Origin of the sequence: Streptomyces sp. SID12501, from assembly GCF_010550245.1 — a bacterium.
Lineage (GTDB): Bacteria > Actinomycetota > Actinomycetes > Streptomycetales > Streptomycetaceae > Streptomyces.
In genome coordinates, this window is record NZ_JAAGLU010000012.1 from 107645 (window position 1) to 130424 (window position 22780).

The 22780-nt window shown below is 70.2% G+C and carries 16 protein-coding genes; 7 read left to right on the forward strand and 9 right to left on the reverse strand.

Annotation, left to right across the window (positions count from 1 at the left end):
- Window positions 1-24 precede the first annotated feature (24 nt).
- Window positions 25-738 carry a response regulator gene (locus G3I71_RS16450; RefSeq protein ID WP_164315434.1) on the reverse strand — a complete coding sequence of 238 codons (714 nt, stop codon included), beginning with the start codon at window positions 736-738 and terminating at the stop codon, window positions 25-27.
- Window positions 735-2546 carry a sensor histidine kinase gene (locus G3I71_RS16455; RefSeq protein ID WP_164315436.1) on the reverse strand — a complete coding sequence of 604 codons (1812 nt, stop codon included), beginning with the start codon at window positions 2544-2546 and terminating at the stop codon, window positions 735-737. Before G3I71_RS16455 ends, G3I71_RS16450 begins: the two co-directional genes overlap by 4 nt.
- Before the next feature lie 254 nt (window positions 2547-2800).
- On the opposite strand from G3I71_RS16455, the gene G3I71_RS16460 reads away from it, so the two are divergent.
- The gene (locus G3I71_RS16460; protein WP_164315438.1) at window positions 2801-4195 is read left to right on the forward strand and encodes a cation:dicarboxylate symporter family transporter; all 1395 of its coding nucleotides are present in this window, start codon (window positions 2801-2803) and stop codon (window positions 4193-4195) included.
- A 395-nt stretch (window positions 4196-4590) separates the two neighbouring features.
- Here the strand turns inward: G3I71_RS16460 and G3I71_RS16465 are convergent, their stop codons facing one another.
- The gene (locus tag G3I71_RS16465) at window positions 4591-5235 is read right to left on the reverse strand and encodes a TetR/AcrR family transcriptional regulator (RefSeq protein WP_164315440.1); all 645 of its coding nucleotides are present in this window, start codon (window positions 5233-5235) and stop codon (window positions 4591-4593) included.
- A gap of 147 nt (window positions 5236-5382) precedes the next feature.
- On the opposite strand from G3I71_RS16465, the gene G3I71_RS16470 reads away from it, so the two are divergent.
- Window positions 5383-7092, forward strand: a complete 1710-nt coding sequence (locus G3I71_RS16470) for an MFS transporter (RefSeq protein ID WP_164315442.1) — start codon at window positions 5383-5385, stop codon at window positions 7090-7092.
- Window positions 7093-7213: 121 nt separating this feature from the next.
- On the opposite strand, the gene G3I71_RS16475 is transcribed toward G3I71_RS16470, so the two are convergent.
- Together G3I71_RS16475 and G3I71_RS16480 are read right to left on the reverse strand one after the other, a co-directional pair.
- Complete coding sequence (locus G3I71_RS16475; protein ID WP_164315444.1) at window positions 7214-7681, reverse strand: ASCH domain-containing protein; 468 nt, start codon at window positions 7679-7681, stop codon at window positions 7214-7216.
- Between the two features lie 79 nt (window positions 7682-7760).
- Complete coding sequence (locus tag G3I71_RS16480; protein WP_164315446.1) at window positions 7761-8768, reverse strand: reductase; 1008 nt, start codon at window positions 8766-8768, stop codon at window positions 7761-7763.
- A gap of 73 nt (window positions 8769-8841) precedes the next feature.
- Between G3I71_RS16480 and G3I71_RS16485 the strand changes: the two genes are divergently transcribed.
- The 5 genes from G3I71_RS16485 to G3I71_RS16505 all read left to right on the forward strand — a co-directional run bounded on the left by G3I71_RS16485 (window position 8842) and on the right by G3I71_RS16505 (window position 14164).
- Window positions 8842-9357, forward strand: a complete 516-nt coding sequence (locus G3I71_RS16485; protein WP_164315448.1) for an Lrp/AsnC family transcriptional regulator — start codon at window positions 8842-8844, stop codon at window positions 9355-9357.
- Window positions 9358-9443: 86 nt separating this feature from the next.
- Window positions 9444-9872, forward strand: a complete 429-nt coding sequence (locus G3I71_RS16490; protein WP_164315600.1) for a MerR family transcriptional regulator — start codon at window positions 9444-9446, stop codon at window positions 9870-9872.
- A 14-nt stretch (window positions 9873-9886) separates the two neighbouring features.
- Window positions 9887-10201 carry a thioredoxin domain-containing protein gene (locus tag G3I71_RS16495; RefSeq protein WP_343242981.1) on the forward strand — a complete coding sequence of 105 codons (315 nt, stop codon included), beginning with the start codon at window positions 9887-9889 and terminating at the stop codon, window positions 10199-10201.
- 128 nt (window positions 10202-10329) lie between these two features.
- The gene (locus tag G3I71_RS16500; RefSeq protein WP_164315601.1) at window positions 10330-12624 is read left to right on the forward strand and encodes a UvrD-helicase domain-containing protein; all 2295 of its coding nucleotides are present in this window, start codon (window positions 10330-10332) and stop codon (window positions 12622-12624) included.
- Window positions 12625-12739: 115 nt separating this feature from the next.
- Window positions 12740-14164, forward strand: a complete 1425-nt coding sequence (locus tag G3I71_RS16505) for a cytochrome P450 (protein ID WP_164315452.1) — start codon at window positions 12740-12742, stop codon at window positions 14162-14164.
- A gap of 65 nt (window positions 14165-14229) precedes the next feature.
- Here G3I71_RS16505 and glgB read toward each other — a convergent pair whose 3' ends face one another.
- The 4 genes from glgB to G3I71_RS16525 form a co-directional block, all read right to left on the reverse strand.
- Window positions 14230-16881: a 1,4-alpha-glucan branching enzyme gene (gene glgB, locus G3I71_RS16510; protein WP_164315454.1), complete on the reverse strand. Its 2652-nt coding sequence runs from the start codon at window positions 16879-16881 to the stop codon at window positions 14230-14232.
- Between the two features lie 62 nt (window positions 16882-16943).
- Window positions 16944-18383: a phosphotransferase gene (locus G3I71_RS16515; protein ID WP_164315456.1), complete on the reverse strand. Its 1440-nt coding sequence runs from the start codon at window positions 18381-18383 to the stop codon at window positions 16944-16946.
- A 121-nt stretch (window positions 18384-18504) separates the two neighbouring features.
- On the reverse strand, window positions 18505-20214 hold the full coding sequence (treS, locus tag G3I71_RS16520; protein ID WP_164315458.1) for a maltose alpha-D-glucosyltransferase: 1710 nt from the start codon (window positions 20212-20214) through the stop codon (window positions 18505-18507).
- The gene (locus G3I71_RS16525) at window positions 20211-22664 is read right to left on the reverse strand and encodes an alpha-1,4-glucan--maltose-1-phosphate maltosyltransferase (protein ID WP_239149174.1); all 2454 of its coding nucleotides are present in this window, start codon (window positions 22662-22664) and stop codon (window positions 20211-20213) included. Before G3I71_RS16525 ends, treS begins: the two co-directional genes overlap by 4 nt.
- Window positions 22665-22780: the final 116 nt, after the last annotated feature.

Here is a 22780-nt window from a genome sequence, read left to right on the forward strand (position 1 = left end):
ACCCGCTCAACTCCCCGTACCCCATCAGCCCTTCACCCACCGGTACTGCAACTCCGGCCGCCCCACCTGCCCGTACTGCGGACTCCGCGCCGCCCGGCCCGCGTCCACCAGGTGTTCCAGATAGCGCCGGGCGGTGATGCGCGAGATGCCGACCTCCTCGGCGACCCCGGCCGCGGTGAGCCCCTCGGTGCTGGCCCGGAGGGTCACCGTGACCCGTTCCAGGGTGGGAGCGCTGAGGCCCTTGGGGAGGGCCGCGGGGCCCGGTGCGCGCAGGGTGGCCAGCGCGCGGTCGACCTCGTCCTGGCCGCTCGCCTCGCCCGCCGACGCGTGGTACTCGGCGTACCGCACCAGCCGGTCCCGGAGGGTCGCGAAGGTGAACGGCTTCAGTACGTACTGCACGACCCCCAGCGAGACCCCCTCCCGGACCACCGCCAGGTCCCGCGCCGACGTCACCGCTATCACGTCCGCGTGGTAGCCGGCGGCCCGCAGCGAGCGGGCCAGTTGCAGCCCGTGTCCGTCCGGGAGATGGAAGTCGAGCAGGAGCAGGTCGACGGGCGTACGGTCCAGCGCGCGCCGCGCCTCCGCGCCCGTGTGGGCCTTGCCGACGGCCGTGAACCCGGGCACCCGGCCGACGTACATGACGTGCGCGTCGGCGGCGACGGGGTCGTCCTCCACGACGAGAACGCGGATGGGGTCGGTCGTCGTATCCCTGCGCGTCGTGTCTCTCGGGTCGGTCATACGTCGCCTCCTGGCAAGGCGTGCTCGGCGTGCTCGGTGGTCTCGGCGTGCTTGGCGGGCTCAGCGATGTCAGCAGCGGACTTGGTTGTAGTGGACCTGGCGGGAGCGTGACGCCCCGGAGCGTTCGCCGGAACCACCACGCTCGCCGGAACCACCACGGGCGCCGCAACCTTAGGCAACGGCAGCCGTACCTCGAACTCCGCCCCGCCGCACGCCGCCTCGGCCACCGTCAGTGTCCCGTCGTGCCGGGCCACCGCCTGCCGTACGAGCGCCAGGCCGAGACCCCGACCGCCCGGTCCCGCCGGTTTCGTCGTGAAGCCCCGCTGGAAGACCGCCTCCGCGTGGGCCGGGTCGACGCCCGCGCCCGTGTCCGACACGCGCAGCACCAGCAGGGAGTCCTCCGTCAGGGCCGTCACCGTCACCCGGGACGCCCCCATGCCGCCCTCCACGCTTCCCTGGGCCGCGTCCACCGCGTTGTCGATGAGGTTGCCCAGGATGGTGACCAGGTCGCGGGAGGGGAGGGTGTCGGGGAGGAGACCGTCGTCGAGGCTGCTGTCCTCCGACACCACCAGTTCCACGCCCCGCTCGTTCGCCTGCGCCGTCTTGCCGAGCAGCAGGGCGGCCAGCACCGGTTCACTGACCGCCGCGACGACCTGGTCGGTGAGCGCCTGGGCCAGTTCCAGTTCGGCGGTCGCGAAGTCCACGGCCTCCGGCGCCCGCCCCAGCTCGATCAGGGAGACGACCGTGTGGAGGCGGTTCGCCGCCTCGTGCGCCTGCGAGCGCAGCGCCTGCGTGAAACCGCGCTCGGAGTCCAACTCGCCCATCAGGGACTGGAGTTCCGTCACATCGCGCAGGGTGACGACCGTGCCCCGGCGCTCACCGCTCGACACCGGAGAGGTGTTGACGACCAGAACCCGGTCGGCGGTCAGATGCACCTCGTCGACGCGCGGCTCGGCCGACAGCAGCGCACCCGTCAGCGGCGCCGGCAGCCCCAGTTCGGCCACGGACCGCCCGACGACCTCGCCCTCGCCCTTGCCGTCGTCAAGGACGCCCAGCAGTTCACGCCCGCCGTCGTTCATCAGCGCCACCTTGTACTGCCCGTCCAGCATCAGCAGCCCCTCGCGTACGGCGTGCAGGGCGGCCTGGTGGTAGTCGTGCATGCGGCTCAGCTCGGCCGCGTTCATCCCGTGTGTGTGGCGGCGCAGGCGCGCGTTGATGACGTACGTACCCACCGCGCCCAGCGCCAGAGCGCCCGCCGCGACTCCGAACAGTGCCGTGACCTGGTCCTGGACCCGGGCGGTGATCTCCTCGACCCGGATACCCGCGCTGACCAGCCCGATGATCTCGCCGTCGGCACCGCCGGCGCGGATCGGCGTGACCGCGCGGACGGACGGGCCGAGCGTGCCGGAGAAGACCTCCGTGAACGACTCGCCGCGCAGCGCGCGCTCCCGGTGCCCCAGGAAACGCTGCCCGATCTGCGCCTTGTCGGGATGGGTCCAGCGGATGCCTTCGGGGTCCATGATCGTGATGAAGTCGACGTCCGTGTGGTGCTGCACCTGGAGGGCGTACGGCTGGAGCAGCGCCGTCGGCTCGGGAGCGGTGAGGATCGCCTCGCGCACGGAGGGGGCGTCCGCGACGGAACGGGCGACGGCCATCGCCTGGCGGCCCGCCGCGTCCTCGGCCTGGGTGCGGTCGCTGAGGTAGGTGAACAGCGCACATCCGGCCACCACGACCGCGATCAGCACGGCCTGCATCGCGAACAGCTGGGCGGCCAGGCTGCGGGGTCCGGGAACGCGGGGGAAGCGCATGGTGTCAGTCTGCCTCTCCTTATAAGCGTGAACTAAATGAACGGAAGGGTGACCGCCCTCACAGGCCGAGGGATAGTCACGGCATCGCAGGGACGCGATTCACGGGCCTTGGCCTGTTTTCGGTCGCCGCCGCTCGCGACCCCGCAACACCATCGCAACCCAGCACCATCGCACCCCCAGCACAACTTTCTCCCCATCCCCCGGACGTGAGCCGCACGCCGGTGATGCCGACGACGACGTCAAGGAGGGCAGCCGTGGCCACCTCATCATCAACGGCACCTGCCGCACCCGCCGCCAAGCGGGACCGTACCCACTACCTCTACATCGCGGTCATCGCCGCGGTGGCCGCCGGTATCACCGTGGGCCTGATCGCCCCGGACTTCGCCGTCGAGCTGAAGCCCATCGGTACCGGCTTCGTGAACCTGATCAAGATGATGATCTCGCCGATCATCTTCTGCACGATCGTGCTCGGAATCGGTTCGGTACGGAAGGCCGCGAAGGTCGGCAAGGTCGGCGGCATCGCGCTCGGCTACTTCGTGCTCATGTCGTTCGTCGCGCTGGGCATCGGCCTCGTCGTCGGCAACATCATCGAGCCGGGCACCGGCCTCGCGCTGACCGACGCAGTCAAGGAGACCGGCCAGGCGCAGGTCGTGGCCGAGGCCAAGGACACCACGGAGTTCCTGCTCGGGATCATCCCGTTGACGTTCGTCTCCGCCTTCACCGGCGGTGAGGTCCTCCAGACGCTGCTCATCGCCCTGCTCGCCGGGTTCGCCCTCCAGGCCATGGGCTCGGCCGGCCAGCCGATCATGCGCGGTGTGGAGCACATCCAGCGCCTGGTCTTCCGCATCCTCGGCATGGTGATGTGGGCCGCGCCCGTCGGTGCGTTCGGTGCCATGGCCGCGGTGACGGGGTCCGCCGGTGTCGACGCGCTCAAGCAGCTCGCCATCCTGATGCTGTCCTTCTACCTCACCTGTTTCCTCTTCGTCTTCATCGTGCTCGGTGCGCTGCTGAAGATCTTCACGGGCCTCAACATCTTCTCGCTCTTCAAGTACCTGGGCCGTGAGTTCCTGCTGATCCTCTCGACCTCCTCCTCCGAGTCCGCGCTGCCGCGCCTCATCGCGAAGATGGAGCACCTGGGCGTCAGCAAGCCGGTGGTCGGCATCACCGTCCCGACCGGCTACTCGTTCAACCTCGACGGCACCATGATCTACATGACCATGGCGTCCCTGTTCATCGCCGACGCCATGGGTACGCCGATGTCGGTCAGTGAGCAGATCCCGCTGCTGCTCTTCCTGCTCGTCGCCTCGAAGGGCGCGGCGGGTGTCACCGGCGCCGGTCTCGCGACCCTGGCCGGCGGTCTCTCCTCGCACAAGCCCGCCCTGGTGGACGGCCTCGGCCTGATCGTCGGCATCGACCGCTTCATGAGCGAGGCCCGCGCCCTCACGAACTTCGCGGGCAACGCGGTCGCCACGGTCCTGATCGGCACCTGGACCAACGAGATCGACAAGGAGCGCGTCGCGGAGGTCCTCGCCGGTCAGCACCCGTTCGACGAGAAGACGCTCATCGACGAGAACGACGGCTTCCACCCGGACTCCGATGCCGCGGACGCCCCCGAGCAGGGCGGCGACAAGGAACTCGCCAAGGCCTGATCCCAGGCCAGGCCAGGCCAGGCCAGGCCAGGCCAGGTTCGGCCCGGTCCGCTACGACCCGGTCCGGGCCCGCCGACTCCGGGCGGCTGAGGTGCTCCCCTGTCCCTCAGCCGCCCGGGCACAGGACTCACGGCGGCGCAGAACAGCAGTCAGATCCCGAACCCCGGATGGCCCGGACACTCCCCGGTAGTCCAGCCAACCGGCCTGGGGCACCCCGGCAGGTCCGCCGGAGCCCCAGGACCTCGAAAAACGCCGAGCGGCCAGGCACTCCCCCGAAGCCTGGCCGCTCGGCTATTTCCATGCCCGGTACGGCAGTTCGTCGGTACGGCAGTTCGTCGGTACGACTGTGCGCGGGTACGGCGGTCGGCCGACACGTCGCTCAGCCGACACGTCGCTCAGCCGTCACGCTGCCCAGTCGACACGTCGCCCAGCTCGGCCACCAGCGCGGTGGCCCGGGAGACGGGGACACCCGCCGCGGCCAGCAGGGTGACCGCGGCTGAGCGGCCCGCCTCCTCCGCTGCGAGGAGCCCGTCGTTCACCGCCTCCATCAGCGCGAACAGCATCTGCTCGTGCACGTACGCCAGTGCCGCCGCGGGCAGGGTCGAGGTGAACACACCCTCCTCCAGGCCCCGCCGCAGCACCTCGACACACGCCTCACGGACCGGAGCGAACCGGTCGCGGATGCCCTGCACGGTGACGCTGCGCTGGGCGAGCCCGACGAGGATGCGGTAGCGGTCGGCGACCTGCCAGACCGCGAGCGTGGACCGGGCGACACACTCCGCCGGATCATCGGCGGCGCCCTCGATCCCCTCGGCGTGCGCGGCGGCCACCGCCTCCACGGCGCCGTCGAGCAGCGTGCTGATCAGCGCCTCCCGGCTGGGGAAATGCCCGTACACAGTCCGTCGTACGACACCTGCGGCGCGCGCGATCTGGTCCATCGAGGCGTCGGGGTCGCGCAACAGTTCGGCGAGCGCGACGTCGAGGATGCGGCGGCGATTCACGTCGGCGCGGCTGGTGGTACCCGTGGTCATGGCTGACATTGTGCCTTCCTTTCCTTCTATTTGCACAGCACTGTGCATCGGGGTATGTTGCACATTATTGTGCAACTGCACGTCACTGTGCAAAATGATCAGGCGTCAGCCATCAGCCAGTGATCACCAGCCAGTTAGGAAGGCGACCCCGTGGCCATGCGATTCGTCAGGACGGAACCCGTCGAGGGGATGACCCGCCCGTACGCCCGGCGCTGGTGGGCGCTCCTCGTGCTCTGCCTGAGCCTGCTGATCATCGTGATGGCGAACACCGCCCTCACCGTCGCCGCCCCCGACATGACCCAGGACCTGGGCCTGTCCAGCGCCGACCTCCAGTGGGTGATCGACGGCTACACCGTCCCGTACGCGGCGCTGATGCTGCTGCTCGGCGCGATCGGCGACAAGTACAGCCGCCGTGGGGCGCTCGTCCTCGGCCTGGTCGTCTTCGGCGCCGGGTCGGTCGCGGGCTCGCTGGTCGACTCGGCCACCGGGGTCATCGCGGCCCGTGCCGTCATGGGCGTGGGCGCGGCGCTGATCATGCCCGCGACACTCTCCCTCCTCGCCGCGACCTTCCCGCGCGCCGAACGCGCCAAGGCGATCACCCTGTGGACCGCCACCGCAGGCCTCGCCATCGCGGCTGGCCCGCTGGTCGCGGGCGCGCTGCTGGAGGACCACGGCTGGGCCTCGACGTTCCTGATCAACGTGCCGATCGCCGTGCTCGCGATCATCGGCGCCTTCGTCCTCGTACCGCCGTCCAAGGCGGGCCACCACGACCGGATCGACTACGTCGGCGGCCTGCTGTCCGTGGTGTGGATCGGCGCGCTGGTCTACATGATCATCGAAGGGCCGCACTTCGGCTGGGGCCTCAAGGCGGTCACGGCGGCGGTCGCCGCGGGCCTCGGCCTTGTCCTCTTCGTCGTATGGGAACTGCGCCACCCGCGCCCGGTCCTCGACGTACGCCGCTTCACACAGCGCCGGTTCGCGGGCTCGAACCTCGCGGTCGCCCTGTTCTTCCTGGCGGTCTTCGGCGCGTTCTACTACCTCACGCAGCACCTCCAGTTCGTGCTCGGCTACGACGCCCTGGACACCGGCCTGCGCATGCTGCCGCTGGCGGGCGCGGTCTTCGCCGGCTCGGCCCTCACCGGCTACTTCACCCCGCGCGTCGGCATGAAGGTCACGGTCACGGCGGGCATGGTCGGCGGTACGGCGGCCCTCGCGCTGCTCTCGCAGGTGAACTCCGGTTCGTCGTACGGGACTTTCGTCGCCCCTCTCGTCGTCCTCGGCCTCGCGATCGGCCTCGCGCTCTCCCCGTGCACGGACGCGATCATGGGGGCGTTCCCCGAGGCCGAACTGGGCGTCGGCGGGGCGGTGAACGACACCTCGCTGGAACTCGGCGGCTCACTCGGCATCGCGATCCTCGGCTCACTGCTCTCCACGTCGTACGCCTCCCACCTCACCGACGCGACGAACGGCAGCAAGCTGCCGGCGGGCGCGCTGAGTTCGGCCCAGGACTCGGTCGGCGCGGGCTACCAGGTGGCCCGGACGATCGGCGCACAGGCCCGGCAGCTCGCGGCACAGGCATCGCAGGCGGCGAGCGCGGGGAAGACCGGGCAGGCGGCCGAGTTGAAGGCGCAGGCGACTCAACTCGCCCAGGGGGCGCGGCAGATGGCAGACGCGGTCGGCTCGTCCTTCTCGGACGCGGTGGCCCACACGAGCCTGATCGGGGCGGTGATCCTGGGGGTGGGGACGGTACTGGTCGCTGTTCTGCTGCCGGGGAAGGGGCGCGGGCAGGAGGAGGCGGAGCAGACGGGTACCGAAGTCCCCGCGGACCCGGCCGACCTGCCCGAGCTCACACATACGGGCCGATGAGCTGCGCTGCCGCTTTCGGCAGCCCGGGTTCTTGTTTCCCACCCGCCCACCCCTGCCTCCAGCCCGTCTGGGGCGGAGCCCCCAGGGGTGGGACGGGCAGGCGCGGGCGGGGGCGAGAACCTCAAGGCCTGAGGTCGGTCACGAGGCGGAATCGTTCGAGTACCGCCGGTGTCGCGTCGTCCACGGTGAACCCGGGGTCCCCGAGCGCCGCCCGCATCTCCGAGCTGTGCCAGAACCGCTCGTGACCGGCCCGCCACGCGGCCACGTCCGCATAGCCCTCGCCCTCGTCGAGCGCGTGGGCGAGATCCACCTCGGCCAGCGGAACCACTCGTACGCCCGTGACCTCGATGATCCCGACCGGCCGGTCCTCGGAGTCGACGACCACCGAACGGCTCCCGGCCTCCGGCAGAGCCTCACCCTCGTGCTCGTAGTCGACGACGAGCCCGGTCGTGGACGTCTTCGAACCGTCGAGAATCGCGGCGACGAGCTGGTCGCGGAGCGGACCGGGAAAGGCGAACTCGGCCTTGGGCAGCCCCTCGGGCGTCGGAGGGCTCGCCGTCTGAGGCGGCTGCTGCTCGGGGGTCGTCATGGCGTCACGGTAGAGGCCGGCTCCCCTTCCAAGCATGCCGATTTCCCGCGGGCCCGCTATGTGCCGTACCGCACGTCACCTACCCGTCCCCGCCCTCGCGCTTCCCCACCTCCGCCCCGAGCGTCTCGGCGACAGCCCGGGGCAGCCACTCCTGGACATGGCCGAAGGTGAAACCGAGCCCGGTGGCCCGGGAGTTGTCCATGCCGTACGAGCGCGAGAAGGAGAACGGGGAGACCTTGCCGACGTCGACGTTCTGGAAGACGGTCCGGCCGTTCGGGATGTGCCGGGCCACGGCCGCGCACAACTCCTCGGTGGTCAGCAGGCCGTGGGAGGCGGCGTTGACCGGCCCGGTGAAGTTCTCGCCCACCGCCCAGAACAGGAAGTCGGCGATCTCCTCGACGTGGATGTAGGTCGCGGGCCGGTTCTCGGTCGGTACGGCTATCGGTGCGCCGCTACGGATGCGCTGGGCATAGTGGTCGAGCCTGCCGGTGAAGTCGTCGTCCCCGCCGAGGACATGGGCCACGCGTACGGCGGTGTACGGAAACGGAAACCCCGTACCGCCGGCCGCAGTGTCGCCGGATTCATCGGTGGCATCGTTGTCGTCGGCGTCGGTGGACGCGAAGACCGCTTCGGCCTGGCGCTTGCCCTCGCCGTAGTGCGTCTCGCGGAACTCCGGCTTGTGCCAGGGGAGTTCGAGCCGGACGGGGATGGTACGCGGATCGACGGCGTCCTCGCGCACGGGGACGACGGTGTCCTCGTAGACGAGGGAGTCCTCGTACTCGTACACCTCGATCGTGGACGTCATCACATAGCGGCGGGTACGGCCGCCGGCGAAGGCGCGCCGGGCGATCGCCGCCTGGCGGGGCGTGTAGCAGACCTGGTCGACGACGGCGTCGAAGGCACGGTCACCGAGAGCGGAATTCAGGGCGGCCTCGTCGTCGCGGTCGGCGACTAGGTGAATTGCCCCGGCGGGCGGTGAAGCGGAACCCCGATTGAGCACGGTGACACGGTCTCCGGCGGCGATCAGCCGGCCGAGGACCCGTTTTCCGAAATAGCGATTACCGCCGATGACCAATACGTCACGCATGACGTCCCCTCCCCGTTGTGGACCTTGCGATCATAATTGTCCCGGCGCAAGAGTGAGTTCTGAAGGGGGAGTCATGGGACATCCGGCCGGAGTACCGAAAGAACCACGGAAGTCGCGAGCCGCCGCCGACGAAACGTCGGCGGCCTTCGACGCGTTGGACCGGCAGATCCTGGAGCTCCTCCAGACCGACGGCCGGATCAAGCTGAGCGAGCTGGGCAGGCGCGTGCGGCTGAGTCCCGCGGCGGTCACGGAGCGAGTACGCCGGCTGGAGTCGGCGGGCGCGATCACCGGATACGGCGCCCGTGTCGCCCCCTCGCGCCTCGGCTACGGCATCCAGGCCTTCATCCGGGTCAATCCGCACGGCGGCTACACCCTCAAGCACCCCAGGACCCTGGAGCTGCTCGCCCGCCCCGAGATCACCGAGGCGCACCACGTGGTCGGCGAGGACTGCTGGATCCTCAAGGTGGCCGTGGAGAACACGGTCCACCTGGAGGACGTCCTCGAACAGACGTCGGCGCTGGGCCGGACGACGACGTCGATCGTCCTGTCGTCCCCGGTGGAGGGGAAGCCACTGCTGCCCCCGGGGTGAGCCGGCCGACCGGGCCGTGCCGGGCCGGGCCCAGTCTTGCCTTGACGTCGGCGTCAAGGACTACGTTCGTACGTATGCGAATCGGCATGCGAATCGGAGAGCTGGCGGCGCGGGTCGGGACCACCACACGGACCCTGCGGTACTACGAGTCGCGGGGGCTGCTGCCCGCGCGGCGCACGGACAACGGCTACCGCGCCTACGACGAGGACGACCTGAAGCTGCTCCGGCAGATCAGGACGCTCCAGGACTTCGGGTTCGACCTGGAGGAGACGCGGCCCTTCGTGGACTGCCTGCGGGCGGGCCACCCGGAGGGCGACTCCTGCCCCGCGTCACTCGCCGTCTACCGCCGCAAGCTGGACGAACTCGACGCGCTGATCGGCGAGTTGCAGTCGGTACGGGCGAAGGTCGGCGAACAGCTGACGCGGGCCGAGCAGGCGCGCGACGAGTTGGCGGCCGAGGCGACGGTTCCGGGCGGTCCGGAACCGGCATGCGAATGGGGAGGACGAACACGATGATCAGGGCAGCGGGCGTGGCCGAGGTGACGGACGCGGACTTCGAGGCGGAGGTGATCGGAGCGGAGTTGCCGGTCCTGGTGGAGTTCACGGCCGACTGGTGCCCACCGTGCCGCCAGATGGCCCCGGTACTGAGCAGCCTCGCGGCGGAGGAGTCCGACCGCCTGAAGGTGGTCCAGCTGAACGTGGACACCAATCCGCTGACGACCAACGCCTACCGGGTCCTGTCCATGCCGACGTTCATGGTTTTCCGGGGCGGAGAGCCGGTGCGGTCGATGGTGGGGGCCCGACCGAAAAGGCGGTTGCTGGAGGAGCTGTCCGACGTACTCTGACGCACTCCGAGCCGCAGACGAAGAAAGAAATCCCCCGAGCGATTGCGCTCGGGGGATTTCTTTGCGTATATTCAATGGTTCGCGACTTTGTTGTAATTGGGTCGCGACAAGTTCAATGAGCAGAGTATATCCGAGCGGGAGCGGAATTGTCAAACAGGGGCGCAAACACGGAATCAACTCGCGATGAATTGCGGATTGAGCAGGAATTCGTCGACGGGCTCTACACCCGCGTCGACGCCTTGCGCGGCGACACCGAGCACTCCGTCACGGACGCGCTCGCGCAGGGCAGTACGCCGATGCAGGCCCGGCTTGAACGGGACGTGCTCGTCGCCGAGCGGTCCGGGCTGCTTGCCGCGCTGAACGCCGTCGACGGTTCGCTCTGCTTCGGGCGGATCGATCTCACCTCCGGTGTCACCCACCACATCGGCCGTATCGGACTGCGCGCCGACGACGCGGAGCGCACCCCGATGCTCATCGACTGGCGGGCCGAGGTCGCCCGGCCCTTCTATCTCGCCACCGGGCACACCACGATGGGGCTGCGCCGGCGGCGGCACATCACTACGGACGGGCGGCACGTCACCGGACTCCACGACGAGATCCTCGACCTCGGGGACCGGACGCGCACCGGCTACGAGGACCCCTCCGGCGACGCGGTGCTGCTCGCCGCGCTCGACTCCGCCCGCACCGGCCGGATGCACGACATCGTGCAGACCATCCAGGCCGAACAGGACGAGATCATCCGTGCCCCGCACCGAGGTGTGCTGGTGGTGGAGGGCGGGCCCGGCACCGGCAAGACCGCCGTCGCGCTGCACCGGGCCGCCTACCTGCTCTACGAACACCGTGAACTCCTCGCCAAGCGAGCCGTGTTGATCGTCGGGCCCAACCCCGCCTTCCTCGGCTACATCGGCGAGGTGCTGCCCTCGCTCGGCGAGACCGGTGTGCTGCTGGCGACCGTCGGCGAGCTGTTCCCGGGCGTGAAGGCCACCGCCGCCGACACGCCCGAAGCCGCTGTGGTCAAGGGGCGGGCCGGGATGGCCGACGTGCTGGCAGCCGTCGTACGGGACCGGCAGGGGCTGCCCGACCCCGTCATCGCCATCGAGCACGACCGGGACGTCCTCATGCTCGACGCCGGGTTGGTGAGCATGGCGCGGGAGCGCACGCGCGAGGCGAAGCTGCCGCACAACGTCGCGCGCGAACACTTCGAGGGGCACATCCTCAACACGCTGACCGAGATGCTGGCGGAGCGGATCGGCACCGACCCGTACGACGGCAGCAATCTCCTCGACCCCAGCGACATCACCCAGATCCGCGACGATCTGGCCGACAACCGCGAAGTCTGGGCCGCCATCGACCAGTTGTGGCCCCGCGTCACCCCGCGGCGGCTGGTCGCGGACTTCCTCGCCGCACCCGAGGGGTACGTGTCGGAGGCCGACGCCGATGCCATTCGGCGGCCCGTCACCCGGGCCTGGACCAAGGCGGACGTACCGCTGCTCGACGAGGCGGCGGAGCTGCTCGGTGCGGACGACCGGGTCGCCCGGGCGCGGGCGGAGCGCGAGCGCAGCAGCCAAGTCGAGTACGCGCAGGGTGTGCTGGACGTTTCGTACGCCTCCCGGACGTACGAGTTCGAGGACCTGGGGGCGGAGGACTCCGAGATCCTGTCCGCGCACGACATCATCGACGCGGAGCGGTTCGCCGAGCGGCACGAGGAGGACGACCTGCGCAGCGCCGCCGAACGGGCGGCGGCCGACCGGACCTGGGCGTTCGGGCACATCATCGTCGACGAGGCGCAGGAGTTGTCGCCGATGGCGTGGCGGCTCCTCATGCGGCGCAGCCCGACCCGGTCGATGACCCTGGTCGGCGATCCCGCGCAGACCGCCGAGCCGGGCGGCGTCGGGGACTGGGCGGACATCCTCGCGCCGTACGTCCAGGGCCGCTGGGAGCATGCCCGGCTGGGCGTCAACTACCGGACACCGGCCGAGATCATGGACGTGGCGGCGGCCGTGGTGCGGGCGGAGCGGTCGGACTTCGAGCCGCCGAGGTCCGTACGGTCGACCGGGGTACGGCCGTGGGTGCGGGCCGTCGACGGTGATCTCGCCGATCTCGCGGGAGCCGTGGAGAAGGCCGTCGGTGAGCTGGCGCCCGTCGACGGGCGGCTCGCCGTGATCGCGCCGCGCGAGCTGCACGGTGAGTTGGCGACTCGGCTGGACGGTGTGGAGGCGGGGGAGGAGCCCGACCTGACGCGGGATGTCGTACTGCTCGATCCCCGGCAGGCCAAGGGGCTGGAATTCGACTCCGTGCTGCTGGTGGAACCGGGAGCCTTCGGCACGAGTGACCTGTACGTCGCGCTGACCCGGGCCACTCAGCGCGTCGGCGTGCTGCACCAGGGGGAGTTGCCGGTGGCGCTGTCCGCTCTCGGGATCTGAGGGGACCGGGTGCACCCGGCCCGAACGCGTGACGCGTGCACCAAGAGTCACCAAGACGTAACAGTTCGCGCCATGGTCACTGCACGTGCACGGCCGGTGCGGTATGCGTGTGCGTATGGAAGCCCATCCGTTCACGACCGCACCGGCCGACAGCCCGGCGCTCGAGTCGTTGCCCGTGGAACCGCTGTTGACGTCGGAGTTCGACGCCGACCCGGGCGGGGTCTACGCGCGACTTCGGCGCACCTACGGACCCGTGGCGCCGGTGGGGCTGATGGGCGTACCGGTGTGGCTGGTTCTCGACTACCGCGAGGTGCTGGAGGTACTGCGGAACGAGAGTGTGTGGCGGCGGGACGTGCGGTACTGGAGGGCCAGGGCGCAGGGCCGGCTGCCACCGGACTGGCCGCTGCTCGCGGGCTACGAGGTGCGGCAGACGATGTTCATGGACGACGAGGAGCATCTCGCCGCCCGGCACACGCATCATGCGGCGCTGCGGCCGTTCCAGGACGGACGGACCCCGCAGGGCTGGGAGTTGCGGGCGACGGTCGCGCGGTACGCCGACGAGCTGATCGGGATGCTGGCGGCCGAGTCGGGCACGGCGGGGTTCGTCGACCTCGGGGCGCAGTACACGCGGCCGTTGCTGCTGATGGTCACCACGAAGCTGTTCGGGTGCCCTGTCGAGCTCGGGGACGAGCTGGTCATGGACCTGTGGCGGATGCTGGACGGCGGGCCGGACGCGGGACCGGCGACGGGGCGGGCGCTGGCCGCGATGACGCGGCTGGCCGGGCACCGGCGGGCGCGGCCCGGGGACGACCTGACTTCCTACATGCTGCTGGCCGACCCGGAGCTGTCGGACGAGCAGTTGGGGCGTGAGCTGTTCATGAACGCGGTGTACCTGAACGACATCACCGGGAACATGGTGCTGAACACGCTGCTGGAGGTGTTGCGCGGAAACGCGACGGTGCGGCGCAGTCTGTCGGCTGGGCAGCTCGGGGAGACCGTGAACAGGGCGGCGCTGGTGAATCCGCCGGTGGCCAACATGTGCTTCCGGTTCGCGGCGCGGGATGTGGCGCTGGGGAACTTCTGGATCCGGGGCGGGGACATCGTCTCGCCCTCGGCCGCGGCGGCACACGGGGACCTGATGGCGATCGGATCGTCTCACCTGGTCGGGGCGACGGTGAGTACGCGGGCGCATCTGGGGTGGGGTGCCGGGCCGCATCAGTGTCCCAGTGCGGCGCGGGAGTTGGGCGGGATGATCGTGAGTACGGCGGTGGGGCGGATCTTCGACCATCTGGAAAAGGCCGAACTGACCTTGCCGCCGGACCAGTTGCCGTGGCGGTCGGGGCCGGTGGTGCGGGGGTTGCGGTTGCTGCCGGTTCGCTACGAGTTGAGCGGGCGTGGGGTGGACGGCGGTGTCGGTCCCGGTGCCGGGGGTTGGCGCGGAGCTTCGAGTGGCGTGGAGGCGGCGTCGGAGTCCGGTGGGGACGGGCAGGTGAAGGGGTTGCTGAGCGCGTTGCGAAGGTTGATGTTCGGGGGGCGGTGAGACGGGGGTGGGCGGCGGGTTGTCTCGCCCCGCCGCCCACCCCCGTCCCATCCCTGGGAGCTGCCTTATGCCGGGCGCAGCCACACCGTCGCCAGCGGTGGCAGGGTGACGCGGATGCTGGCCGGGCGGCCGTGCCAGGGCTGGGGGTCCGGTTTCAGGGGGTCCGGGTTGCGGATGTCGGCGCCGCCGTAGCGGGACGCGTCCGTGTTCAGGGTCTCGTGCCAGGCGGGGACCGTGTCCGGGACGCCGATGCGGTAGTCGTCGCGGACGACCGGGGAGAAGTTGCTGATCGACAGAAGAGGGACGCCCTGCGCGTCGTAGCGGACGAAGGCGAAGACGTTGTCCTCCGCCGCGTCCCCGACCAGCCACTCGAAGCCCGACGGGTTCGTGTCCAGCTGCCAGAGGGCCGGAGTGTCCCGGTACACCGTGTTCAGGTCGCGGACCAGGTCCCGTACGCCCCGGTGGTCGGCCTCGGCCCCGTAGGCGGGGTCGAGCAGCCACCAGTCGGGGCCATGGACCTCCGACCACTCCGCGCCCTGCGCGAACTCCTGGCCCATGAAGAGGAGTTGCTTGCCTGGATGTGACCACATGAACGCCAGGTACGCCCGCTCGGTGGCCCGTTGCTGCCACCAGTCGCCCGGCATCTTCGACACCAGCGATCCCTTGCCGTGGACGACCTCGTCGTGGGAGATCGGCAGGACGTAGTTCTCGCTGTACGCGTACACCATGGAGAACGTCATCTCGTGGTGGTGGTGCTTGCGGTGGACCGGGTCGTGCTGGACGTAGCCGAGCGAGTCGTGCATCCAGCCCATGTTCCACTTCAGCCCGAAGCCCAGGCCGCCGAAACCGCCGGGGCCCGTGTGGTGCGTGGCCCGGGTGACGCCGTCCCACGCCGTCGACTCCTCGGCGATCGTCACGACCCCCGGGACCCGCCGGTACACCGTGGCGTTCATCTCCTGGAGGAAGACGACCGCGTCCAGGTTCTCGCGGCCCCCGTGCTCGTTCGGCGTCCACTGGCCGGGCTCACGCGAGTAGTCGAGGTAGAGCATCGAGGCGACCGCGTCGACCCGCAGGCCGTCTATGTGGAACTCCTCGCACCAGTAAACGGCGTTCGCCACCAGGAAGTTGCGGACCTCGCGCCTGCCGTAGTCGAACTCCAGGGTGCCCCAGTCGGGGTGGGCGGCACGCAGCGGGTCCTCGTGCTCGTACAGCGGGTGGCCGTCGAACTCGGCCAACGCCCATTCGTCGCGCGGGAAGTGGGCCGGGACCCAGTCCATCAGTACGCCGATGCCGGCGCGATGCAGGGCGTCCACCAGGTACTTGAAGTCGTCCGGAGTGCCCAGCCGGGCCGTGGGCGCGTAGAAACCGGTGACCTGGTAGCCCCACGAGCCGCCGAAGGGGTGCTCCGCCACCGGCATCAGCTCCACGTGCGTGAAGCCCAGGTCCCGTACGTAGGCGGGGAGCTGGTCGGCGAGTTGACGGTACGTCAGGCCCGGTCGCCAGGACGCCAGATGGAGTTCGTAGATCGACATCGGGGCCTCGTGCGCCGGGGCCTCCGCCCGCCGCGCCAGCCACTGAGCGTCCTCCCACTCGTAGTGGGAACTGTGCACGATGGACGACGTGTTGGGTGGGATCTCGGTCCGGCGGGCCATCGGGTCCGCGCGCTGTGTCTTCGAGCCGTCCGGGCGCGTGATCTCGTACTTGTACAGCTCGCCCTCGCCGACGCCCGGCACGAACAGTTCCCACACTCCGGTGCCGCCCAGCGACCGCATCGGATACGCCGTACCGTCCCAGAAGTTGAAGCCCCCGGTCACCCGTACCCCGCGCGCGTTGGGCGCCCAGACGGCGAAGCGGGTGCCGGTGACGCCCTGGTGGGTCATCGGCTCGGCGCCCAGCGCCTTCCACAGCTCCTCGTGCCGGCCCTCGCCGATGAGATGCAGGTCCAGGTCGCCCAGCGCGGGCAGCAGCCGGTACGCGTCCTCGGTCTCCTGCACCTGCCCCTCGTACGCGATGACCAGCCGGTACTCCGGGACGCCCCGCAGTGGCAGCGCACCCGAGAAGAACCCGTCGCCGTCGTCGTGCAGCTCGGCCCGCAGATCCCCGGCCACGACGGTCACCGACCGGGCGTACGGCCGCAGCACCCGGAAAGCGACCCCACCCGGCAGCGCGTGCGCGCCCAGGACGGAGTGCGGGTCGTGGTGCGTGCCGGCCAGCAGCCGCCCGCGGTCGGAGGCGTCCAGCGCGGGGGAGGGGAGCAGAACGGTCTCCTGCGGAGCGACCTCGACCACCGGTCGCGGGGCGGACTTCTCCGCCACGGGTACGGGCACAGGTACGGGCTCCGTGACCGGCTCCGGCACCGGCTCCGGTAGGGGCGACGACTCCGTGACCGTCGACTGCCCCGGCGCGGGCACGGGCTCCGGCTCCGTCGACTGCTCCGGCACGGGCACCGGCTTTGTCACCGGCACGGGCACCGGCTCAGGCGTCGTGTCCGGCTTGATCTCCACCTTCTCCGCCACCTTCTCCGCAGCCTCCGCCGCCTTCGCCTTCGCCTCCACCGTCTCTTCCACCTTCTTCTCCAACCCCTTCGTTCCCTTCTTCGCCCCCTCCTTCGCTGCTTCCCGCGCCGCCTTCTTCGCCGCCTTCTTCCCAGGGTCCTTCTTCGCGGACGTCTTCTTCTTCGGGTGCTTCGAGCCGCTGGACGGGGAGTGCGGGGTCACGGGCGGGGGCCTTTCGGAGGTGAGGTAGGGCGAGTGGCGGTGGAGCGGGGTGACGCGGGAGGTCAGCCGGGTGCGGCCAGGCGCTGTACCGCCGACATGGGTACCGGAAGCCAGTCCGGGCGGTGCCGTGCCTCGTACACCACTTCGTACACCGCCTTGTCCGTCTCGTACGCCCGCAGCAGTACGGGATCGGTACGCGGGTCCCGGCCGGCGGTCTCCGCGTATCCGGCGCAGTACGCGGCCCGGCACAGTGCCGCCCAGCCGGGCGGCCGGGGGTGGAGCGAGTGGGCCGCGTAGTCGAAGGAGCGGAGCATGCCCGCGATGTCCCGGGCCGGCGGCTGCGGCAGCCGCCGTTCCGCGAGCGGCTTGGACGGCTCGCCCTCGAAGTCGATCAGCGACCACTCCCCGGACGGCGAACGCAGGCACTGCCCGAGGTGCAGATCGCCGTGGATGCGCTGGGCCGTCCAGGTCCGGCCCTCGGCGGCGAGGTCGGCCAGTGCCTCGTACGCCGAGCGCAGGCCGGACGCGTACGGGTGGAGGGCCGGTACGGTCTGGACCGCCGCGTCGAGGCGGTCGATCATGCCGTCGACCAGCGGGCGCAGCTGCGCGTGGCCCAGCGTCACGGTGGGCAGGGCGCGGGCGAGCGCCAGGTGCACCTCGGCGGTGGCCCGCCCGAGCGCTCGCGCCTCCGCGCTGAAGTCCTCCCCCTTGGCCAGCTCGCGCAACGCCAGTTCCCAGCCGTCGGCGGCACCCCGCACGAAGGGCTGGAGGACGCCGAGTACGTAACTGTCCTCGGCGTTCAGCTCAGCGTCGGGATCGGTCGTCCCGGTCGCGTCGGTGTGTATCCACGCCACCGGGGCCGGTACCCGGGGGCAGCCCTCGCGGGCCAGCGCCAGCGGCAGTTCCAGGTCGGGGTTGACGCCCGGTACGACCCGGCGGAGCAGCTTCAGGATGAACGTATCGCCGTAGATGATCGACGAGTTGGACTGCTCCGCGGTCACCACCCGGGCCACCAGCCCCGCCGGTATCTCGCTCTCGCCGTTGTCCCCGGCCGTGCCCTTGTCGTCCCCGTCCCCGTGGCGGTCGAAGCGCAGGGCGCCGATCCGGGCCCGGGTCCGCATCGCCTCCAGCAGCACCTCGGCCGGCCGGGCGTCGTACAGGGCGTCGTACACCGTCCGTCCGGTCAGTGGGCCCCGGTCCACGTGTCCGATCAGCGCGGGCGCCAGCCGGGGGGGCAGCGCCTCGCGCGCGCCTATGAGGAGCTGGTAGCAGTCTCCGAGGCCCTGCAGCGCGGGCTGATGGGCGCGTACGAGGAGGTGGTACAGGCCGAGCTGTGTGGTGACCGGCAGTAGTTCGGTGGCCGCCACCAGGGAGAAGTCCGTGACCGGACGTCCCTTGCCGGCGAACCAGCGCTGTCTGGGCAGCCATTCGCGCAGCAGTGGTTCCAGGGACGTGAGGAGGTCGGGACTTGTCGTGGCGGAGCGGGTGATGGCTTCCGACATGGCGGCGCGTCCTTTCCCCGGGGGCGGGGTGTGACTGATGCGTGCCCCGGGCGGGACGGGAGAAACCGGCCCGCCGGGGTTCGGCCCATACGACCACGTACGTGCAGGTTAAGCCAAGGTTCTACCCGGCGTCCTTCGCGTCCTTCCGCAGCCGGAACCAGTAGAAGCCGTGGCCGGCGAGGGTGAGGAGGTAGGGGAGTTCGCCGATCGCGGGGAAGCGGACTCCGCCGATCAGCTCCACCGGGTGTGCGCCGCTGAACGCCCGTAGGTCCAGCTCGGTGGGCTGGGCGAAGCGGGAGAAGTTGTGGACGCACAGGACGAGGTCGTCCTTGTGTTCGCGCAGGAAGGCGATCACGGCGGGGTTGGAGGACGGCAGCTCGGTGTAGGAGCCGAGACCGAAGGCGGGGTTCTGCTTCCGGATCTCGATCATGCGCCGGGTCCAGTGCAGGAGCGAGGACGGGGACGACATGGACGCTTCGACGTTGGTGACCTGGTAGCCGTAGACCGGGTCCATGATCGTGGGCAGGACGAGGCGGCCGGGGTCGCAGGAGGAGAACCCGGCGTTGCGGTCCGGGGTCCACTGCATCGGCGTGCGCACGGCGTCGCGGTCGCCGAGCCAGATGTTGTCGCCCATGCCGATCTCGTCGCCGTAGTAGAGGATCGGCGAGCCGGGCAGCGACAGCAGCAGGGCGGTGAACAGTTCGATCTGGTTGCGGTCGTTGTCCAGGAGGGGCGCCAGGCGCCGCCTGATGCCGATGTTGGCGCGCATACGCGGGTCCTTGGCGTATTCGGACCACATGTAGTCGCGTTCCTCGTCGGTGACCATTTCGAGGGTCAGCTCGTCGTGGTTGCGCAGGAAGATGCCCCACTGGCAGTTCGAGGGGATGGCCGGGGTCTTGGCGAGGATCTCCGAGACCGGGTAGCGCGATTCACGGCGCACGGCCATGAAGATGCGGGGCATGACGGGGAAGTGGAACGCCATGTGGCATTCGTCGCCGCCGCTGCCGTAGTCGCCGAAGTAGTCGACGACGTCCTCGGGCCACTGGTTCGCCTCCGCCAGCAGCACCGTGTCCGGGTAGTGGGCGTCGATCTCCTTGCGCACGTGCTTGAGGAAGTCGTGGGTCGCCGGGAGGTTCTCGCAGTTGGTGCCCTCGGCCTGGTAGAGGTAGGGGACCGCGTCGAGACGGAAGCCGTCGATGCCCAGGTCGAGCCAGAACCGCAGCGCGGAGATGATCTCCTCCTGCACGGCCGGGTTCTCGTAGTTGAGGTCCGGCTGGTGGGAGAAGAACCGGTGCCAGTAGTACTCCTTGCGGACCGGGTCGAAGGTCCAGTTGGAGGCCTCGGTGTCGACGAAGATGATGCGGGCGTCCTGGTACTGGTCGTCCGTCTTCGCCCACACGTAGTAGTCGCCGTACGGGCCTTCGGGGTCGTTCCTGGACTCCTGGAACCACGGGTGCTGGTCGCTGGTGTGGTTCATGACGAAGTCGATGATGACGCGCATGCCGCGCTGGTGGGCGGCGTCGACGAACTCGACGAAGTCGGCGAGGTCGCCGAACTCGGGGAGGACGGCGGTGTAGTCGGAAACGTCGTAGCCGCCGTCACGCAGGGGTGACTTGAAGAAGGGGGGCAGCCAGAGGCAGTCGATGCCGAGCCACTGGAGGTAGTCCAGTTTGGCGGTGAGGCCCTTGAGGTCACCGATTCCGTCGCCGTTGCTGTCCTGGAAGGAGCGGACGAGGACCTCGTAGAAGACGGCGCGTTTGAACCACTCGGGGTCCCGGTCCTTGGCGGGAGTGTCCTCGAAGGTGTCCGGGACAGGCTCGTTGACGATCATGTGGTGGGTGACCCTCCGATCTGCGGGGTGGACGGTCGCAGGACGGTCAGGATGTGCGCGGGGCGCGTACCCGGTTCCAGGCGCACGTAGTTCGTCCTGCCCCATTGGTAGGTCTCGCCGGTGAGCTCGTCGCGCACCGACAAGGACTCGTGCCAGTCCAGGCCGAGTTGCGGCATGTCCAACGAGACCGTCGCCTCGTGGGTGTGGTGAGGGTCGAGGTTCACGACCACCAGAACCGTGTTCGATCCCCGGCGTTTCGAGTAGACGATCACCGCCTCCTGGTCCGCGTCGTGGAAGTGGAGGTCACGCAGTTGCCGCAGGGCCGGGCTGCGCCGCCGGACCGCGTTGAGCGTGCCGATCAGTGGCGCGATGCTACGTCCGTCACGCTCCGCCGACTCCCAATCACGGGTATGCAGTTGGTATTTCTCGGAGTCCAGGTATTCTTCGCTGCCCTCGCGCAGGGGGGCGTTCTCGCACAGTTCGTAGCCGCTGTAGACGCCCCAGGTGGGTGAGAGCGTCGCGGCCAGCACGGCACGCACCTCGAACGCCGGGCGGCCGCCCTGCTGAAGGTACTCGTGCAGGATGTCCGGGGTGTTGACGAAGAAATTCGGCCGCATGTACGCCGCCGCCTCACCCGACAGTTCGGTGAGGTACTCGGTGAGCTCGGGCTTGGTGGTGCGCCAGGTGAAGTAGGTGTACGACTGCTGGAAGCCGACCTGGGCCAGCGTGTGCATCATCGCCGGCCGGGTGAACGCCTCAGCCAGGAAGATCACGTCCGGGTCGGTGCCGTTGATCTCCGCGATCACCTGCTCCCAGAAGAGGACCGGCTTGGTGTGCGGGTTGTCGACCCGGAAGATCCGCACCCCGTGACCCATCCAGTGCCGCAGCACCCGCACCGTCTCCGCGACCAGACCGGGCAGGTCGGTGTCGAAGGCGATGGGATAGATGTCCTGGTACTTCTTCGGCGGGTTCTCGGCGTACGCGATCGTCCCGTCGGGACGGTGATGGAACCACTGCGGATACTTCTGCACCCACGGATGGTCCGGCGAGCACTGCAGCGCGAAGTCCAGCGCCACCTCCAGGCCGTGCCGGGCCGCCTCGGCGACGAAGAAGGCGAAGTCCTCCAGCGTCCCCAGATCCGGGTGGACGGCGTCGTGGCCGCCTGCCTCGGAGCCGATCGCCCACGGCACCCCCACATCCTCCGCGGACGCCGACAGGGTGTTGTTGGGACCCTTGCGGAAGGTGTGCCCGATGGGGTGGATGGGGGGCAGGTAGAGGACGTCGAAGCCCATCTCGGCGATGGCCGACAGCCGCCGCGCCGCCGTCCGGAACGTGCCGTGCGGCTGCTCGGGCGTGCCCTCGGAGCGCGGGAAGAACTCGTACCAGGCCCCGTACAGGGCTCGCTCCCGCTCCACCATCAGCGCCAGCGGCTCACTCGACGTGACCAGCTCACGCAACGGATACCGGCGCAGCACCTTGTCCACGGCTGGGGTGAGGGCCGCCGCGAGCCGGGCCGGCGCCGGGCGTCCGACGTCCCGGAGGGCTTCGGCGGCGGCCAGGAGCACGTCCCGCTTGCCCTTGTTCTTCGGTACGCCGGTGGCGGCCCGCTCGTACAGCAGCGCGCCTTCCTCCAGCACCAGTTCCGTGTCGATCCCGGCCGGGATCTTGATGCCCGCGTGATGCCGCCAGGTGCTGATCGGGTCGTCCCACGCCTCCACGGTGTACGTCCAGTCACCGGGCGCGTCGGCCTCGACGGTGGCGCCCCAGCGGTCGGTGCCCGGGGCCAGTTCGCGCATCGGCGTCCAGCGGCCGGGGCGGCCCTTCGGGTCGCGGAGCACGACATTGGCGGCGACCGCGTCATGGCCCTCGCGGAAGACGGTGGCCGAGACCTCGAAGGCCTCACCGACCACTGCCTTCGCCGGTCGACGCCCGCCCGTGACGAGGGGCCGGACGTCCAGGACGGGGATACGGCCGACCGCGGTGCCTGTGACGGCGGGGCCGGGCGGGCTGCTCCGGGGGGCTGCGGCCGGTTTCGTGATCGGAGGGGTGGTGGCGGAGTGGGTGTCCGATGCCGGTTTGCCGGTGGCGGGCGGTGTGACCGGGGTGGTCCTGCCGTTGACCGAGGGCGTGCCCGGGGCCGGTTTGTCCGTGGCAGGCGGTGTGGCCGAAGCCGGTTTGCCTGTGACCGGGGGTGTGGCCGGGGTGGCCTTGGCGCCCGTGAGCGAGGGTGTGCCCGGGGTCGACCTGCCCTTGGCGGGGCGTGTGTCGGCGGCCGTCGGGCCGGTGGCGGAGGGTTGCTCCGGGGCCGTGGGCCGGGCGGCGGACGGGGTCTCCGGGGCCGGAGAGGGTGTCTCCGGGGTGGCCGGTGGGACGGCGGTGTCCGTCGGGCGTATCGGTGGTGTGCCGGAGGTGGGTGTCGGGGGTGGTGACGAGTGGTGCGTGGCGGGCATTACCGCTCCTGTCCGCGTCAACGTGGGCGGGCGGATGGATGTGGGGAGGGGGTCCTGCGTGGTGTACCCCAGTCGTGTACCGGGGGAGCCTTCCCACCCTATTCGGGTAGGCAATC

What these genes read in the sequence shown, in the direction of transcription:
- G3I71_RS16450 (WP_164315434.1), bottom strand. Translation starts at nt 738, where the DNA reads ATGACCGACCCGAGAGACACGACGCGCAGGGATACGACGACCGACCCC.
- G3I71_RS16455 (WP_164315436.1), bottom strand. Translation starts at nt 2,546, where the DNA reads ATGCGCTTCCCCCGCGTTCCCGGACCCCGCAGCCTGGCCGCCCAGCTG.
- G3I71_RS16465 (WP_164315440.1), bottom strand. Translation starts at nt 5,235, where the DNA reads ATGTCAGCCATGACCACGGGTACCACCAGCCGCGCCGACGTGAATCGC.
- G3I71_RS16470 (WP_164315442.1), top strand. Translation starts at nt 5,383, where the DNA reads ATGCGATTCGTCAGGACGGAACCCGTCGAGGGGATGACCCGCCCGTAC.
- G3I71_RS16475 (WP_164315444.1), bottom strand. Translation starts at nt 7,681, where the DNA reads ATGACGACCCCCGAGCAGCAGCCGCCTCAGACGGCGAGCCCTCCGACG.
- G3I71_RS16480 (WP_164315446.1), bottom strand. Translation starts at nt 8,768, where the DNA reads ATGCGTGACGTATTGGTCATCGGCGGTAATCGCTATTTCGGAAAACGG.
- G3I71_RS16485 (WP_164315448.1), top strand. Translation starts at nt 8,842, where the DNA reads ATGGGACATCCGGCCGGAGTACCGAAAGAACCACGGAAGTCGCGAGCC.
- G3I71_RS16490 (WP_164315600.1), top strand. Translation starts at nt 9,444, where the DNA reads ATGCGAATCGGAGAGCTGGCGGCGCGGGTCGGGACCACCACACGGACC.
- G3I71_RS16505 (WP_164315452.1), top strand. Translation starts at nt 12,740, where the DNA reads ATGGAAGCCCATCCGTTCACGACCGCACCGGCCGACAGCCCGGCGCTC.
- G3I71_RS16515 (WP_164315456.1), bottom strand. Translation starts at nt 18,383, where the DNA reads ATGTCGGAAGCCATCACCCGCTCCGCCACGACAAGTCCCGACCTCCTC.
- treS (WP_164315458.1), bottom strand. Translation starts at nt 20,214, where the DNA reads ATGATCGTCAACGAGCCTGTCCCGGACACCTTCGAGGACACTCCCGCC.
- G3I71_RS16525 (WP_239149174.1), bottom strand. Translation starts at nt 22,664, where the DNA reads ATGCCCGCCACGCACCACTCGTCACCACCCCCGACACCCACCTCCGGC.